This window comes from Rufibacter sp. XAAS-G3-1 (genome assembly GCF_013623775.1).
Classification (GTDB): Bacteria; Bacteroidota; Bacteroidia; order Cytophagales; family Hymenobacteraceae; genus Nibribacter.
In genome coordinates, this window is sequence record NZ_JABFAM010000006.1 from 349,136 (window position 1) to 364,458 (window position 15,323).

General features: G+C 50.3%; 13 protein-coding genes and 2 pseudogenes. 9 read left to right on the forward strand and 6 right to left on the reverse strand.

The window, feature by feature from the left end; all coding sequences use genetic code 11:
- Positions 1-366: 366 nt before the first annotated feature.
- The 8 genes and pseudogenes from HHO50_RS08150 to HHO50_RS08185 all read left to right on the forward strand — a co-directional run bounded on the left by HHO50_RS08150 (position 367) and on the right by HHO50_RS08185 (position 8,071).
- Positions 367-1,407 carry a sensor histidine kinase gene (locus tag HHO50_RS08150; protein WP_181305507.1) on the forward strand — a complete coding sequence of 347 codons (1,041 nt, stop codon included), beginning with the start codon at positions 367-369 and terminating at the stop codon, positions 1,405-1,407.
- The gene (locus HHO50_RS08155) at positions 1,376-2,104 is read left to right on the forward strand and encodes a LytTR family DNA-binding domain-containing protein (protein ID WP_181305508.1); all 729 of its coding nucleotides are present in this window, start codon (positions 1,376-1,378) and stop codon (positions 2,102-2,104) included. Before HHO50_RS08150 ends, HHO50_RS08155 begins: the two co-directional genes overlap by 32 nt.
- 229 nt (positions 2,105-2,333) lie before the next feature.
- A pseudogene (locus tag HHO50_RS08160) lies at positions 2,334-2,534 on the forward strand (TSUP family transporter); the annotation flags it as partial.
- 139 nt (positions 2,535-2,673) lie between these two features.
- Positions 2,674-4,086 (forward strand): rhodanese-like domain-containing protein, encoded by a 1,413-nt coding sequence (locus HHO50_RS08165; RefSeq protein WP_181305509.1) that lies wholly within the window; start codon positions 2,674-2,676, stop codon positions 4,084-4,086.
- Positions 4,087-4,685: 599 nt separating this feature from the next.
- On the forward strand, positions 4,686-5,243 hold the full coding sequence (locus HHO50_RS08170) for a YeeE/YedE family protein (RefSeq protein ID WP_219921480.1): 558 nt from the start codon (positions 4,686-4,688) through the stop codon (positions 5,241-5,243).
- A gap of 30 nt (positions 5,244-5,273) precedes the next feature.
- Positions 5,274-5,687, forward strand: coding sequence for a DUF6691 family protein (locus HHO50_RS08175; protein WP_181305510.1), 414 nt, complete (start codon positions 5,274-5,276; stop codon positions 5,685-5,687).
- 318 nt (positions 5,688-6,005) lie between these two features.
- The gene (locus HHO50_RS08180) at positions 6,006-6,626 is read left to right on the forward strand and encodes a TlpA disulfide reductase family protein (protein WP_181305511.1); all 621 of its coding nucleotides are present in this window, start codon (positions 6,006-6,008) and stop codon (positions 6,624-6,626) included.
- Positions 6,627-7,132: 506 nt separating this feature from the next.
- Entirely contained in the window at positions 7,133-8,071 is a 939-nt protein-coding gene (locus HHO50_RS08185) for a TerC family protein (protein ID WP_181305512.1), read from the forward strand.
- A gap of 147 nt (positions 8,072-8,218) precedes the next feature.
- On the opposite strand, the gene HHO50_RS08190 is transcribed toward HHO50_RS08185, so the two are convergent.
- From HHO50_RS08190 to HHO50_RS08205, 5 genes and pseudogenes are all read right to left on the reverse strand, one after another.
- Positions 8,219-8,569, reverse strand: coding sequence for a putative sulfate exporter family transporter (locus HHO50_RS08190; RefSeq protein WP_370457548.1), 351 nt, complete (start codon positions 8,567-8,569; stop codon positions 8,219-8,221).
- Positions 8,533-8,637 (reverse strand): annotated as a pseudogene (locus tag HHO50_RS21535) (putative sulfate exporter family transporter); the annotation flags it as partial. The pseudogene HHO50_RS21535 and the gene HHO50_RS08190, both read right to left, overlap by 37 nt.
- 467 nt (positions 8,638-9,104) lie before the next feature.
- On the reverse strand, positions 9,105-9,599 hold the full coding sequence (locus HHO50_RS08195; RefSeq protein WP_181305514.1) for a VOC family protein: 495 nt from the start codon (positions 9,597-9,599) through the stop codon (positions 9,105-9,107).
- 422 nt (positions 9,600-10,021) lie between these two features.
- Positions 10,022-10,927, reverse strand: a complete 906-nt coding sequence (locus HHO50_RS08200) for a neutral zinc metallopeptidase (protein WP_181305515.1) — start codon at positions 10,925-10,927, stop codon at positions 10,022-10,024.
- Between the two features lie 339 nt (positions 10,928-11,266).
- The gene (locus HHO50_RS08205) at positions 11,267-12,601 is read right to left on the reverse strand and encodes a DUF5690 family protein (protein WP_255478653.1); all 1,335 of its coding nucleotides are present in this window, start codon (positions 12,599-12,601) and stop codon (positions 11,267-11,269) included.
- Between the two features lie 407 nt (positions 12,602-13,008).
- Here HHO50_RS08205 and HHO50_RS08210 point away from each other — a divergent pair, with 407 nt between their 5' ends.
- Positions 13,009-13,260, forward strand: a complete 252-nt coding sequence (locus tag HHO50_RS08210) for a DUF417 family protein (RefSeq protein WP_255478660.1) — start codon at positions 13,009-13,011, stop codon at positions 13,258-13,260.
- Positions 13,261-14,052: 792 nt separating this feature from the next.
- Here the strand turns inward: HHO50_RS08210 and HHO50_RS08215 are convergent.
- Positions 14,053-15,159: an acyltransferase gene (locus HHO50_RS08215; RefSeq protein ID WP_219921482.1), complete on the reverse strand. Its 1,107-nt coding sequence runs from the start codon at positions 15,157-15,159 to the stop codon at positions 14,053-14,055.
- Positions 15,160-15,323: the final 164 nt, after the last annotated feature.

Consider the following 15,323-nt stretch of genomic DNA (forward strand, 5'->3'; position numbering starts at 1 on the left):
AGAGGAAAATGCACCTGTTTAGCAATTGGAATTCTTACAAGCAGCTGAAGTGATCAATTCATATCACTTGTTGTCAAAGCATCATCTTATAAGGTAGCGTTTGGCGTTTTTGGCCTGTTTTCTGAAAAGTAGGCCAAAAACGCCTTTACTAAGCCCCTTTTTTCCTGCTCTTTCGTTTTCATCATAAAAGAACCGTTACCAGAACAAAAGGCGAAAAACGATATGCTACCGCTGAAAAGGAATCGACGAGTGGTGGGGTTGCTGCCTCCAAAGGGCTGGCAGACGCTAACTGGTCTTTCATAGATTGGGGAAAGGCGCTGGTCGAGAAGGTGGGGAAGGAAGGGCAGGAAAAAATACCTTTGCTCTATGAACCGAGTCAAAACAATCTTCCGGCTGAGTCACCTCTTCGTCTGGCTGCTATTCACCTTGTTGGTGGGTGTGCAATTGCGGACGGAAGGCCATGCCTACTGGTTACCTGTTACCACGGGGTTCGTTTTGACGTGTTTGCATGTTTTTTACGGCCACTTCTATCTCCTGACCCGGTACTTAGGTAAAAAGAGAAAGCGTGCTTATTTCCTCAAACTGGCCGTAATCCTGTTGACCGGCCCTCTCCCCTTTTTGTTTTTCCACCCGAAAGGGTTGGAGAACTGGCCGCTTTCCAATGATTACTATGTCATGACGCTTTTCACGGCTGTACCTCTCTTTCTCTTTCTCAGCTGGCTAGCCCGGGTAACCGAGAATCTGGTGCTCAACACCATTAGGAAAGAGCAGCTGGAGAAACAGGCTGTGGAGGCGGAGTTGTATTACCTGAAGTCACAGATCAATCCACATTTTCTGTTTAATACCCTCAACAACATTCACACGTTGGTCTACAAGCAGGCCCCGGCCGCTCCGGAAGCCGTATTGCGCCTAGCATCTCTCATGCGCTACATGATCTATGAGTCCAATGCCCGCACGGTGCCCCTTTCAAGGGAGATGAATTACCTGCAGGATTATGTGGGTTTGCAACAGCTTCGGTACAAAAATGCCCCGGTGGTAGATCTTGCCATAGAAGGAGACACAGATTCCTGCCACATCGCGCCGCTGCTCTTTATCCACCTGCTGGAGAATGCCTACAAACACAGCCCGGCCCGGCTGGAGCCAGGTGCAATCAAGGTGAGGGTGGAGATCACCGAAAACACCCTTACCTTCAGCATCCGGAATCCGGTTAATACAAGTCCAGGTAATACTCTGGAGGAGCCCGGTGGCATTGGGTTACCCAATGTCCGGAAAAGGCTGGCGTTGTTGTACCCAGGCCAACATCAGCTAGCGATCAACACCACGGTTGACCTATTTACCGTTACGTTAAAAATCAGTGGACTTCACCTACAGGCGCATGAAAGAGAAACTCACCTGCTATATCATTGATGATGAGCCGCTAGCCCAGGAAATACTGGAAGAGTACGTAGCAAAAGTGCCCTTCCTGGAGCTGAAAGGCACGTTTACAAGCCCCCTGGAAGCGGCCGCCCAACTGGAAGAAGACAAGCCCGACCTGCTTTTCCTGGACATCAACATGCCAGATTTGGACGGGCTCAGCTTCATCCCGATGCTGAACCCCAAGCCCCTGATCATTCTGACCACCGCCCATGACCAGTACGCTTTGAAAGCCTTCGAGCTGGAAGTAAAAGACTACCTGATGAAGCCCTTTTCCTTTGAACGGTTCTACAAAGCAGTACTGCGCCTGTACCAGGAACAAAGCCCCAAACCGCAACCGGTAAAAAAGGAAGTTATCACAGAACCTAAACAGGAGCAGGACTATATTTTCCTGAAGGTGGGGCATCGCATCCAGAAAATCGCCACCCGCGACATCCTTTTAGTGGAAGGCATGAAAGACTACCTGCGGATTCATACCACCAAAGAAAAGATCATGACGTTGCTGAGCTTCTCGAAATTGGAAGAGCTTCTGCCCACCCAGGATTTTGCCCGCGTGCACCGTTCCTTCATGGTAGCTCTTGACAAGATAGACCATATAGAAAAGAACAGGATCAGCATCGCAGATCAGATCATCCCCATCAGCGATACGTATAGTGATGGCTTTTACAAAAAATTAAGAGGGTTGATATAAATACAACCTAGATGTGGCGCTCCAGAACCTCTTCATCCAGGGTTAAAAGCTCTGCCAAAGGCCACTAAATCATTGTTGATAACGTTCGATGAAATCAAATGTGTTGGTGCTGGACGGCTTGGTGAAAGTATTCCGTCAGGACGAGGCGGGCGAAGAGTTCCTGATGTATTACTGTACTCCCCTGACCGTTGCCCTACTTTTGTAGTGTTCCTTCAGCACTAGCTACAAAATGGAAATACTAGGATACATAGCGGCTTTGGTGATTGGCCTGTCATTGGGGTTGATTGGCGGGGGCGGCTCTATCTTGACTGTACCGGCGCTGGTGTACCTGTTGGGGCTGAATCCGGTCATCTCTACCGCCTATTCGCTCTTTATTGTAGGCCTTTCCACTCTGGTGGGCAGTTACCGCTTTTACAAGCAGGGTCTGGTGATGGGCGTGTACATCATCGCCAAAGAACTTTTCTTATGATTTTTGGCAGGTTCTGGCCTTTTGTAACCAAAGTCACTGAACAGGCATTTCTTACTTTGTACTTTTGAAAAGCAGATTCATCTATTTAAAAAATAGCACCATGTTAGTAGAACAAATATATACCGGTTGCCTGGCCCAGGGCGCGTACTATGTAGAAAGCAAAGGCGAAGCAGCCATCGTTGACCCGCTCCGCGAAGTCCAGCCCTACCTGACCAAGGCTGAAAACCGCGGCGCGAAAATCAAGTATGTGCTGGAAACCCACTTCCACGCCGACTTCGTGAGCGGGCACGTGGATTTGGCCCAGGCAAGCGGCGCGCAAATTGTGTTCGGCCCTAACGCCGAGACCGCCTATGACGCCTACATTGCCCATGACGGCGAGGAGCTGCAAGTGGGCGGCGTGACCATCAAAGTACTGCACACGCCCGGCCACACTCTGGAGTCTACCACGTATTTGCTGCGCGACGAGAACGGCAAAGACTACGCCCTGTTCTCTGGTGATACCTTGTTTATCGGGGATGTAGGTCGGCCTGACCTGGCGGCAAAATCTGAGCTCACCCAGGAGCAACTGGCGGGTCACCTGTATGATTCACTGCGGACTAAAATCATGCCGCTGGCCGATAACGTGCTGGTGTACCCCGCGCACGGAGCTGGTTCCGCTTGCGGGAAGAACATGAGCAAAGAAACCTTCGACACGCTGGGCCACCAGAAGGAAACGAACTACGCCCTGCGCGCCGACATGACCAAAGAGGAGTTCATCAAAGAAGTGACCCACGGCCTCGCCCCGCCGCCCAGCTACTTTCCGTTGAACGTGCAGATGAACAAGCAAGGTTACGACAACATAGCCGATGTGCTGGAAAAAGGCTTGCAGGCCTTGGACCCAGCGGCCTTTGAAGCGGCCGCGAACGAAACGGGTGCCCTGTTGCTGGACACCAGAAAGCCCGAGGACTTCGCCAGGGGCTTCATCCCCAACGCCATCAACATTGGGATAGACGGGAACTTCGCGCCCTGGGTGGGCACGCTTATCCCCGACATAAAACAGCAGATTTTGTTGGTGACCGATGAAGGCCGCGAAGAGGAAGTGGTGACCCGCCTGGCCCGCGTGGGCTATGATTACACCATCGGGTACCTCAAAGGCGGCTTTGCGGCCTGGCAGAACGCGGGCAAAGAGACGGATTCCATTCCCTCCATCTCCCCTGCTGAGTTTGAGCAGCGCTACCTGAAAGACAGCAACCTGAAGGTGGTAGATGTACGCAAGCCCAGCGAGTACCAGGCTGAGCACGTGGAAACCGCCAGCAACGCCCCCCTGGATTACCTCAACGACTATCTCTCTGAAATCCCGAAAGACCAGGAAGTGTACCTGCACTGCGCCGGTGGCTACCGCTCCATGATAGCCGCCTCTATCCTGAAAGCCAGAGGTTTTGACAGACTGGTGAACGTGCAGGAGGGATTCAAAGGCATCTCGGGCACCAGCATTCCCAGAACCGCCTTCGTGTGCCCTTCTACCTTGAAGTAAAATGAGCCAGCAACCAGACGCATCATCAACCGCCTGCGTGCTGGCTAAATCCTCCTTCTTTTTGCCTCGGTGACAAAAGTCACTGAACAGGACTTCCGTACCCCTTACCTTTGCAGAAAAGAACTGAAAACCAGACGAAGAACGCCTGGAGTGGGGAAATATAGGTTCACCCGTTTTAGAGACGTTTTACAGAAAACAGGCCGAAAACGGAAAGTGCATACTACTTTTAGGCTAATTCGCAGAAAACAGTTCAGAAACGGAAACCATCCGCAGGAAGAAGTTAAGCAACGAAGCTAGCTCGTAGGAACCTGAACAGAAGAAGACTACATGCTATGCTTCTGCTCTTTCGGACTTCCAATCCGAAAGCTTGCGGTTGGGGATTTCTAATCCCCGTGCTCCTGCAGAAAGGACAAAGGGGATTGGAAATCCCCAGCAGAGTGGTTCGGGATTGGAAATCCCGAACAGCAGCTTGAATTGATTGTAAGATTAGCTTGGAAGGTATAATAGCATATAACCTTAAAGGTGGCGTAGGTGCCTAGCCTAGATAGCCAAAATATAAAACACCAGAAGCGGTAAGGATTCTTAGAAAAGATTAAAATATGTTAGAAACACTCAGTCAGCCTTGGCCGTGGTACGTGTCTGGGGCGGTGCTTGCCTTGATTATGGTGCTGATGCTCTTCTTCGGGAAATTGTTTGGGTTCTCCTCCAACTTTAGGGTGATTTGTGCGGCCTGCGGGGCTGGTACCCGCGTGCCGTTCTTCGACTTCAACTGGAAAAGCCAGCTTTGGAATGTCCTGTTTCTGGTGGGTGCCATCTTGGGCGGTTGGATCTCGACTACCTTTCTGTCTAATGGGGAGGCGGTGCAGATCTCCCAGGCTACTATCCGGGATATTCAGGAATTGGGCTTCTCCGCACCGAAGGGTTTGCAGCCCGAGGAGCTGTTCGGGACGGAGGCGCTTTTCAGTTTGAAGACCATTGCGCTCTTGTTGGGCGGCGGTTTTATGATCGGGTTCGGGTCTAGGTACGCGGGCGGCTGTACGTCGGGGCACGCCATCAGCGGCTTGTCTAACCTGCAGTGGCCGTCTCTGGTAGCCGTGGTTGGCTTTTTCATTGGGGGGCTCATCATGACGTTCCTGCTGTACCCGCTTATTTTCTAGACCCCAGTTTTTACGTAAAGACAAAGAATTGTGAAAGGATTGAAATTTATAGTGACGGGGATTCTCTTCGGGATTGTGATGAGCAAGAGTGAGGCTATCTCGTGGTACCGCATCCAGGAGATGTTCAGGTTCCAGTCGTTCCACATGTACGGCATCATCGGCACGGCCGTGGTGTTGGGCGTTATCTCGGTGTACCTCATCAAGAAATTTAAGATGCGCGACTACCAAGGCAATCCCATCATCTTCACGCCCAAGGAAAAGTCTGTTCCCCGGTATTTATTTGGGGGCATCATCTTCGGGTTGGGCTGGGCGCTGGTAGGTTCCTGCCCGGGGCCGCTGTTCGTGAACCTGGGGCACGCGTACTGGCCTATCTTGCTGGCTATCTTCGGGGGCTTGTTGGGAACCTATTTCTATGGTGTTCTAAGAGACCGATTGCCTCACTAAACGCATTCCCGTTTTTGGCCTGTTTCCTTAGAATAAGGTCGAAAACGGGAATGCGGAAAAGTAAACAATGAACTATACGACCGATTAACCGGTCTATTTAACTGCACTATGAAGAGTTACCTGCTTTTAGGAATCAGCGTTTTGCTTCTGCTGTTCACCCTGCTCAACTCTCCCCTGATTTCTTGAAATGATATCATGGCGGAATTTTTCCTAACGGGTATTCACTGCCTGACAGGATGCCGCTTCGCATTTACTTGCTATAATCAAAAGGAAGCGTTTTCAGCCTGTTTGCAGGGAAACGCCTTAAAAACGATATAGATGAACAGAGATACGTTTTCATTCAGGAACATCCCAGGTTGGGCGATTACTTTGGCCATCTTCGGGGTACTGTACGCCACAGGCCTGCACACCGAAGTGATTGGGCAGGTGCAGCGCCTGCTGCTGGCCACCGGCCTTAAAAACGCCGAAGTGCCTACAGATACTGAAACCGCCACGCCCGCCACTTTGACCTCTGGGAACGCGCCCATGGCGGGGGCTGGTTTCCAGATGACGGATTTAGCGGGCAAGGTGGTCTCTTTTGAGTCGCTCAAAGGCAAGGTCATCTTTTTGAACATCTGGGCCACCTGGTGCCCGCCGTGCATTGCCGAGATGCCCAACATCCAGCGCCTCTACGAGAAAGTGGGTTCTGACAAGATTGCCTTCGTGCTGCTGTCAGTGGATCAGAAAGGCAGGGACAAGGTGCAGAAATTCATTTCCAAGAAAGGCTTCACGTTCCCCGTGTACCTGCCCGCCAGCCAGTTGCCCGAGGAGTTCCAAAGCCCCGCCATCCCTACCACCTACATCATCTCGCCCGAAGGCCAGATAGTGGCCCAGCAGCAGGGAATGGCCGAATATGACACGCCAGAGGTGATAGAATTCCTGCAGAAAATGGCGAAATAGAAAGCTCTTTTTGCTTCAGCAGAAGACTACTAACTGTTGGCAAGAACGGGATAGGCGCGCTTGTTCTGTAGCTGCTGCCCTCATCCCTTTTTCAACGCAATTGAAATTGAAAACCGAACGAAGTACCCACGCCCTTGCAGCGGGTGTTCTCCAGTAAAGGCAAAGGCCCATCACGTAATGGAAGGTTTAAGCCCTAGCAAAATACCATCAACTGACATGTTATCCTTACCATGATCATTTACAGATGCCAAACTCTTCCCAGGTAGCTGCGCGAAGGTGAGTACCGTGAGAAGTCTCCCCATCAGATACCTGCTTTACTGAGGATATCTGAATCAGAGATGAGCAAGCAGGTCTGCTGCCCCTCGTGGTAAGAACCCACAATAAAACGCCGCTTAGGTTTGTTAGAAATCAAAGCTTTTGCCTTTTCTTTGGCTTACTAAAGATAATTGAGCGTCTACTCGTTCATTTATCGTAAGAACCTGTAGTGAAACCTAACTGCTCTAAGAATGGAAGTGAATAGTACCTTTTGGATTGGATTTAACTTGTTTGTCCTCTTGATGCTGGCCCTGGACTTGGGGGTTTTTAATCGCAAAGCGCACGTGGTATCCGTGAAAGAGGCGTTGATTTGGTCAGGGGTCTGGATTTCACTTGCTTTGGTCTTTAACTCCCTCGTGTATTATTGGTTTGGGGAGCACAAAGCGGTAGAGTTCTTGACGGGCTATGTCTTAGAGAAAACCCTGAGCATAGACAACATCTTCGTGTTCGTGTTAATCTTCAAGTACTTCCAGATACCGTCCATCTATCAGCACAAGATTCTGTTCTGGGGGATTCTGGGCGCTCTTTTGATGCGCGTGATCTTTATTTTTGCGGGTGTTGCCCTGATTGAGAAATTCCATTGGTCTATCTACCTCTTTGGTGCTTTTCTTATCTACACCGGTTACAAGATGTTCGTGGAGAAAGACAAAGAGATGGAGCCGGAGAAAAACCCGGTCATTAGGTTCTTCCGAAGAATCATGCCCGTCACTAACCAGTTAGAGGGAGATAAATTCTTTGTAAAGCAATCCGGAAAAGTATTTGCAACGCCCCTGTTTCTGGTGTTGATTCTGATTGAAATCTCCGACCTTATTTTCGCGGTGGATAGCATCCCCGCAATTTTGGCCATCACCCAAGACCAGTTTATTGTCTATACCTCCAACGTATTTGCCATTCTAGGCCTTCGTTCGCTTTATTTTGCCTTGGCTCACGTGATACACCGTTTTGTTTTCCTTTCTACGGGGCTGGCCTTCATTCTCATCTTTGTGGGGCTTAAAATGGTGACCATTGACATCTTCAAAGTACCAACGTTTATTTCCTTGATTGTGATTGGGTTTATCATCACAGTGAGTATTGTGTTCTCCTTAATTAAAACCAAGAACATAGATAAGGAAATGGATGAGGTTAAGTAAAAGGGAATAAGACAGCTCGGGAATTCAGCTGCGAAACCAGTTGTCTGGACTTAGCGGGACTCCCGTGTGCCGTCATGGCAGATAAACCCAACCGGTCAGGATGGGGCCGTGGCAAGAACCTGTTCATTTCTGCTTATGAACAAGCGCTTAAGGAACACAGAAAAACACGGCCATAAGGGCTGCCGAGGCTATTAAAAGGATAAACCAGGGAAATACATTCTTTTTATCCCCCGTTCTGTAAATTAGGCCTGTCAGCAGCACCATGGGCACAATCCACAAGGCGCGGGTCAATTTCAGGGTGGTGGCCACTTTTAGGGCCTCTTCCCCGTAAACCGCCGCCCCCACCACCGAACTTGTGTCATGGATGGCAATAGCGGCCCACCCCCCAAATGGTGCTACGTCAGTTGCAGCAGTTTCCCTACCTGAGAGAAAACAAACAGCGCCACGGCACTCAGGATGAAGACGGTAGCCAAGGCAACCGAAATTGCTTTTTCCGATGCCTTGATAGTGGGTGCCAGGGCCGCAATGGCACTGCCCCCGCAAATGGCTGTCCCTGAGGAAATCAATGCCCCAGCTTACCGCAACCCCTAATACCTTCGCCAATAATACCCCCAAGCCTACGGTGACCCCCAGGGAAATGGCCATATAAAAAAGACCTGACACCCCCGTTTGGGCCGCCTGATACAGATTAATGCCAAACCCCGTCCCTGCCACCGACGCTTGGAGCGCATACTTGGTTATCTTCCCCAATTGTTGAGGATAGGGGTTTCCAACACTAATACCCAAGAGTACCCCACTGAACAGAGCCAGTGGGGCGCTCACCAGATCCGTCAACAGGATAAGCAGGATAACCGCCCAAAAGAATAGAACCCGTATCATCTGGTAACCTGCTGCCCTGACCAATTGCTTTGAATTCTCCACCAGCTATTCTGTAAGGATTCCTGCTGATTTCAGTTCATTGAAACCAGCTTTAGAATTATACAGGTTGGGAAGAACCCTTCCAGTCAAGTTCCTTTTGTATTTGAAAAGGTGTTTAGGCTTCTATCTCCTTCAATAAACCCATGAGGTCAAGAGGTCTGGTGTACATATCTAAGGAACCGTCTGGCTTGGCGGGCCATTGCTCTTTCGGTCTGTCCCAGTACAGCTCCACGCCGTTGCCGTCTGGGTCATTGAGGTAGAGCGCCTCAGAAACGCCGTGATCACTGGCACCGGTCATAGGGTATTTTGCACTGCGCAGTCTGTCAAAGATTAGGGCAAGGTCTTTTCTGGTGGGGTAAAGGATGGCCGTGTGGTACAGTCCTACGCCTTCTTGCGGGGCTGGAGGCGCGCCTTTGCTATGCCAGGTGTTCAACCCAATGTGATGGTGGTACCCGCCCGCCGAGATGAATGCCGCCTGGCTCCCGTACATGGTGGTCACTTCAAAACCCAGCAGGTCACAGTAGAAGGCCAGCGCGCGGTCAAGGTCTGCTACCTTTAAATGTACGTGCCCGATGCGCGTCTGGGCAGGAACTGCGTAGTTATCATCCATCTCGTTTTAAGTTATATGAAGCAAATTTTGTAAAGGTGCCGGTCTGAAGCTAATATGGGCTTAGTTGAGATGCAGTAACGTACATGCATAGTACAAGTTAGAGTAATCAACGCATATAATCTCTTTTATGTTTTGCAGACTTTCTAGCTAAAGTTAGACCTCCTCACTCCTACCTAAAAAATCACTTAAGCTATTCAATCCCTGTGGATTAAGTTCCGTAATTCCATAGTTTGGTCTATTGCAACAAAAAAGCCGCTCCATTTACATGAAGCGGCTTTAGGCTTTTCATCCTCCGTTATACTTTTCCAGTCAACTTACTTACCAGAATAGGAAACAGTACGTCATACCTTCCAGAGTACCTCATCTTTCACCTTACCTTCTCTTAAAGAGCCAAATTCCACGTCATGGTTATCGCCGTTGCGTTACAACACGGGGGCGTTGAAGGTATCGCCCTGTGCCACGTCGCCGGTCTCGAAGCCTTTTTTGAACCATCTGACTCTTTGGGCGGAGGTGCCGTGGGTGAAGGAGTCTGGCACCACCCGTCCGGTGGACTGTTGCTGCAGCCGGTCATCGCCGATGGCACTGGCGGCATTCAGGGCTTCTTCCAGGTCGCCGGGTTCCAGGAATCCGGTTGATTGTTGCGTATGGTGCGCCCACACTCCGGCGTAGAAATCCGCCTGCAGTTCTACTCTTACCATAAGTTGGTTGTATTCCACCTCAGACAGCTGACCCCGCATGGCGTTCACCTGCTCCATGGTACCCATAAGTTTCTGCACATGATGGCCTACCTCATGGCCCACCACATAGGCTTGCGCGAAGTCTCCCGCGGCCCCCAACCGGTTTTCCATCTCCCCGAAAAAGCTCAGGTCAATGTACAGTTTCTCGTCGCCGGGGCAGTAAAAGGGGCCGGAGGCCGAAGAAGCCAGTCCACAGGCCGAGTTCACCTGTCCCGAAAACAGCACCAGGGTAGGTTCCCGGTATCCTTGCAGGAGGTTGTTCCAGACATCCTCGGTATCGGCGAGCACCGTGGCCGTCTGCTGGGCCAGTGCCTGCTCTTGTGGGTTCTGCGGTTGGTTGGTGCTTGTCTGGGCATATTGCGGTTCGCCCCCTACAAACTGCTGCAGGAGCGCGATGGGGTTGGTTCCCGTCACAAAGAACACCACCGCCAGGATGGCGACAATCACCAGCCCTGCTTTGGAGAAGAGGAGCCGGATCAAGGGAATCAACAGCATGGGACTGATGCCTCGGCCACCTCCTCCAAATCCGCCCGCGCCTTGTGCTCTACGGTCTTCTATGTTGCTGCTTTGTCTTCTGCCTTGCCATTTCATAGGAATCTGTTTTGATGAAGTGCTTGCCAGGCTATCTGATTGTTCTCAACGGTGCCGCTGAACGTCTCTTCTCTGCCCGAACAGTTTAACGGTGGACAGCTTCAATGGATGCACAATATTTTTGCAGTTTCCTGGAGGAAGGCGCAGATGAAGGCTATAGAGCAGCCGTTATGAGCCTATTGAGCATTTCTGATATTCTCTTGCGCAGGCATTCACTTGTACAGAAGTAGCGGCACTTACCGTTTCGGGCCTGTTTCCTGTGAAACAGGCCCGAAACGGTGCATAAGCTCGTCTATATCTGCGAGCGACACAACAAGCCTTCTAGTTGATAAAAGAACTCTAAACCGTTTCCAGCTCTAAAGCAGGTTTTTCCCTGTTTGCCTTTAGTTTCCGGTACTTCCGGCTAAAGTAAACCATGGAGAACGCGGTCAGTAAGACGCCGATTGCGGAGAGGCCCATCACGCTGTTTGAGAAGAACGTCACCCAGTTCAATTGCACCTTGAAAATCTCTTTGCTCAGCAACACGCCCACGCTGCCCACGTAGCCAAACGAGTCTGCCAGGTAAATCAGGAAACCCACGTTCCCGGTGTACTTGAAGGTGGAAATAAGCCGGTCGAAGAACACGGCATTGAACGGGATATAGACCATGTACAAGCCCAGCCCCACCAGCATCATCCACCAGGCGGGTGCCAGGAATGCAGCCGTAAAAAGCAGGGTGGCGCCTCCGGCGAGGGCAAACCCCAGCAAGATGAACACATGGGCCGTCTGCAGGGCTCTGTGGTTGTTCCTGATGAACACCATGCTCCCGATCAGCACCAGAATGATGAGGGTGATGGGCGTTTCGGTTTGCGTGAAAATGGCGGGCTGGTTGAAGTAGCCCAACTCTTTCCACATCTCGGCCCCGAAGTTGTCCCTGATGTCCCGGAAGATGGTCGCAAACGAATAGATCAAAACGCAGACGGCAATACCAACGGAAAACTCCTTGAGAAATCTTTTCCGGTCTTCCTGGGTCATGGCCGTGCGCTCGGCCCTGAGTTGGATGTCATCGGCGCTGGGGGCCGGAATCTTCTCCATCAAATACACGAAAAGCAGCAGCGGCGGGACAAAGACCAGACCGGTGCAAAAGGGCATCCAGAATTCTGACACGTTGAACTGCACCATGAGCCAGGCCCCCACCGATTTCACGAAACCCGAGGCGAAGATGAAGCTCACCGCCAACGTGGCCCCAATAAAGTCTGTGCTGCGCCTGCCTTCCACGTACGAGAAAACAACGCCCCAGAGCATGCCCAATGGGAAACCGTTGATGAAAAGGAACACGATGTTGTAGGGCAAGGGCACCAGTGCGAAAAACAGCCAGCTTACCCAGGAAACCCCGGTCAACAGCAGGATCACGGTGCCTCTGCCGGTTCGCTTAAGCTCTGAGATATACTTGATGCCATAGAATTTGGCCAGCAGGTAACCCAACATCTGACTGATCACCAACACCGTCTTGTAGCTGTACCCGGCAATCTCCAGCCCATCAAACGTAGCCACCGTAAACGACTTCCTGAAGCCGAAGATCATGATGTAGGTAAGGAAAACCACCGCGGCGGCATATAGGCCCACTTTTATCTGGCTCCTTGTCATTCCGGTTTTCTCAGACATGCGCTCTATCTCAGGTATCAGGTTTGTCATTTCACAATTGCTTAGGGAATGTAGGAAATAGCGGCGGAAGTTTGGTAGTGGCTACCCAGATTTGTGCTGTTTTTCTCTGGGGCAGACATTTTCTGGCTAGTTCGGCATGTAGCTCGGCTACTGGAATCCCTCTTCTGCGAAGTCCTGGTTAAGGCAGTCCTCCTACCCCTTCGGGTATGCTCCCAAAGCCATCATATCACTGTGGATCATCTCTATTTCCATTCCTTTGGTCTACCAGAAAGCCTCTCAGTTAATTAGAACTTGGCTTCTTATTACACTTAGGACACCAGTTATCTCTGAATCCTGAACCAGATTACCTACCCTATTAGGCTTCTGGAAAGGAAAAAGTCAAACATCAAAGTAAGGCCAGCAATCCTAAGAAGCAATGAAAACAGATCGGCGGACTGCTGACTTTCGGTATGTCATTGGTGACCTTATCCTTTTTAATCACCACCCCTGAGGTGTATGTGCCAAACCCAGGTGGCGACTTTCCGTCTCCGCAATTCGGATTTTCCTACTTGTCGGGAGCCGGTCGGTTGGTTTTGAAGGATATTATCATGATGGCAGGTGGACTGGTGGTTGCTTCTGATTGCGCCAAAAGGATTCTGAATAAGCGAAGACATTCACAGAGGCTTGCATACAAGCCCAATCTGGGCTGAAAAGTTGGCCTTTAGCGCTGTTCACTTTTACTTAAGTAGCAGGACAAGTTTAAACCATCTGTTTTGTCATCCTGAAGGGATCTTGGTCACGAACGGCAATTACTTTCGACAAGAGCTTTTCTAGTTCGCCACCAAGATCCTTTCAGGATGACAAAGAGAGAAGAAGAGATGGTGATTTCTGTCCACTTACTTAACTCAAGTTGCGATTGAAGGCATTGAGCGTTTTAGGCCTGTTTTCATAAAACTAGCCTGAAAACGACGGTACAACCATCTGCACGCGGCAGCGTATGGGCAGCCCCTTGTTTTAGGCCTGTTTTCATAAAAGTAGCCTAAAAACAAGGGCATAAGCAGACGCTTGCCCTGGGGAATTGTTTTAGAGCATGTTTAAATTTCATTTTTGCGCTACAAACGGCCATAAAAAGAACCTGCGTTCGCCTTTTTCTCGCCCCGTAGCGCTGCTACGCGGCTCAAAAAACGCTTCCGCAGAACCTTTCTCTGGCCATTTTCGCCGGCAAACCTCAAATTTAAACAAGCTCTTAAATGCCGGTGAATGAAAACCTCTAAACAGGTTCTATGAAAGATATAGTTGAAACTAATCATAACGTGAGATATAAGCGAAACCGTCACCACGCGCCGGGAGCAGGGGTGCCGCTTTGGTACTTTCGCTGGGGCGGAAACTGCCTATGGAAGGCTTTCACTGCTCCGCGTATTCCTTGTATGGGCAATCGGGTTCAGTTTATACAACTCCGCTGATAGTTGCGGTGGCACGGCTAAAGCATAATCTATGGTTCTCTAATCCTTCGGTTTTCGCCTTTTCCTGCTTAGGTACCTCCTAACCGGGATATCATACACCACCATCACAAAATACGCTACGCCCACCAAAAGAATGGTTCCTATGGACACGATAAGGAACAGCTCGGTTGCTCCGGGCTTGTTGCTCGTGTAATAGTTACCAAACATCCACATAACGGCGTAATGTGTCATGTATAGGGGGTAGGAGATTTTTCCAGAGAACACACAGATTTTTTCCAACCTCGGTGATAGGCTAGAGCCAGCTCCCAAGGCAACAAGTAGTGGAAAAAAGAATAGGACAACCAGAGCCTCCGCTACCCAATTCCATTCAAAATGGGGCATGACAAAGGCCAGAGACAGCAAAATAGCCAGGCCAACGAACCCGAGTCCGTTTTTGATAACCCAGTTAGAACGGTAGATTAACAGCCCGGCTGAGAAGGAGTAAGAGACACGGGCACAGCCATCCCAGAAGGTCTCCCCTGACCAGCCCCCCAGCAGGTTGCCTGCCCGATAACTAACCAAACAAAGGGCCGCCGCCGCCAGCAATGTCAGTACAGCCAGATAGCGGCGCGAGAGCCTGTAGAGGAGAAGGGCATAAACAATATTGGCAACGTACTCCCAGAACAATGACCATGAAAGGGCATTAAGACCGAACAGGTTGAAAGCACGGTCTTTCATTACCGGAAAAGGAATAAGAAAGAGGGAGCAAAGAAACACCAAGATAAGTTTACCCGTGCCGTACTCCCCTGTATAAGCGGCGAATGGATCGAATAGAAAAGCCAACAAGCCCAAAACCGAACCTAGGATAACCAAAGGGTGCAACCTTATCAGCCTTGATGTGAAGAATTCCATCACTCCCATACTCCCAAGGCGGTCGTTATAAGCATACCCGATGACAAACCCAGACAAGCAAAAAAAGAAGTCTACGGCTAAGAAGCCATGCCCTATGAAATTCTTGCCGGGGTCTGGGTACACCCACTCCATGAAATGGAAAATCACCACCGCCAAAGCCGCTACCCCCCTTAACCCATCAAGGATTACAAAGTGATGTTTAGTCTTTAGAATACCCAGGCTGGATTGTAGAATCGCCGGGCTTTCTTTGAGCATATTCATTGATTTCTGGTAAGAGTAAATGCGATCAGCAGCGAACGGTTAACAAGGCCCCCTTGCCATAGCAGCTGATGGGTAAAGGCCAATATATTAAATTTATCGCATCTAACCACAGAGACCTAGCCGGAAAATGTGTTGCCGCTACGCCCTAAGATCTAAGC

Bases quoted from the DNA above. Each gene is read 5' to 3' on its own strand.
- HHO50_RS08150 (WP_181305507.1), top strand. From the start codon at position 367: ATGAACCGAGTCAAAACAATCTTCCGGCTGAGTCACCTCTTCGTCTGG.
- HHO50_RS08155 (WP_181305508.1), top strand. From the start codon at position 1,376: ATGAAAGAGAAACTCACCTGCTATATCATTGATGATGAGCCGCTAGCC.
- HHO50_RS08165 (WP_181305509.1), top strand. From the start codon at position 2,674: ATGTTAGTAGAACAAATATATACCGGTTGCCTGGCCCAGGGCGCGTAC.
- HHO50_RS08170 (WP_219921480.1), top strand. From the start codon at position 4,686: ATGTTAGAAACACTCAGTCAGCCTTGGCCGTGGTACGTGTCTGGGGCG.
- HHO50_RS08180 (WP_181305511.1), top strand. From the start codon at position 6,006: ATGAACAGAGATACGTTTTCATTCAGGAACATCCCAGGTTGGGCGATT.
- HHO50_RS08185 (WP_181305512.1), top strand. From the start codon at position 7,133: ATGGAAGTGAATAGTACCTTTTGGATTGGATTTAACTTGTTTGTCCTC.
- HHO50_RS08195 (WP_181305514.1), bottom strand. From the start codon at position 9,599: ATGGATGATAACTACGCAGTTCCTGCCCAGACGCGCATCGGGCACGTA.
- HHO50_RS08200 (WP_181305515.1), bottom strand. From the start codon at position 10,927: ATGAAATGGCAAGGCAGAAGACAAAGCAGCAACATAGAAGACCGTAGA.
- HHO50_RS08205 (WP_255478653.1), bottom strand. From the start codon at position 12,601: ATGACAAACCTGATACCTGAGATAGAGCGCATGTCTGAGAAAACCGGA.
- HHO50_RS08215 (WP_219921482.1), bottom strand. From the start codon at position 15,159: ATGCTCAAAGAAAGCCCGGCGATTCTACAATCCAGCCTGGGTATTCTA.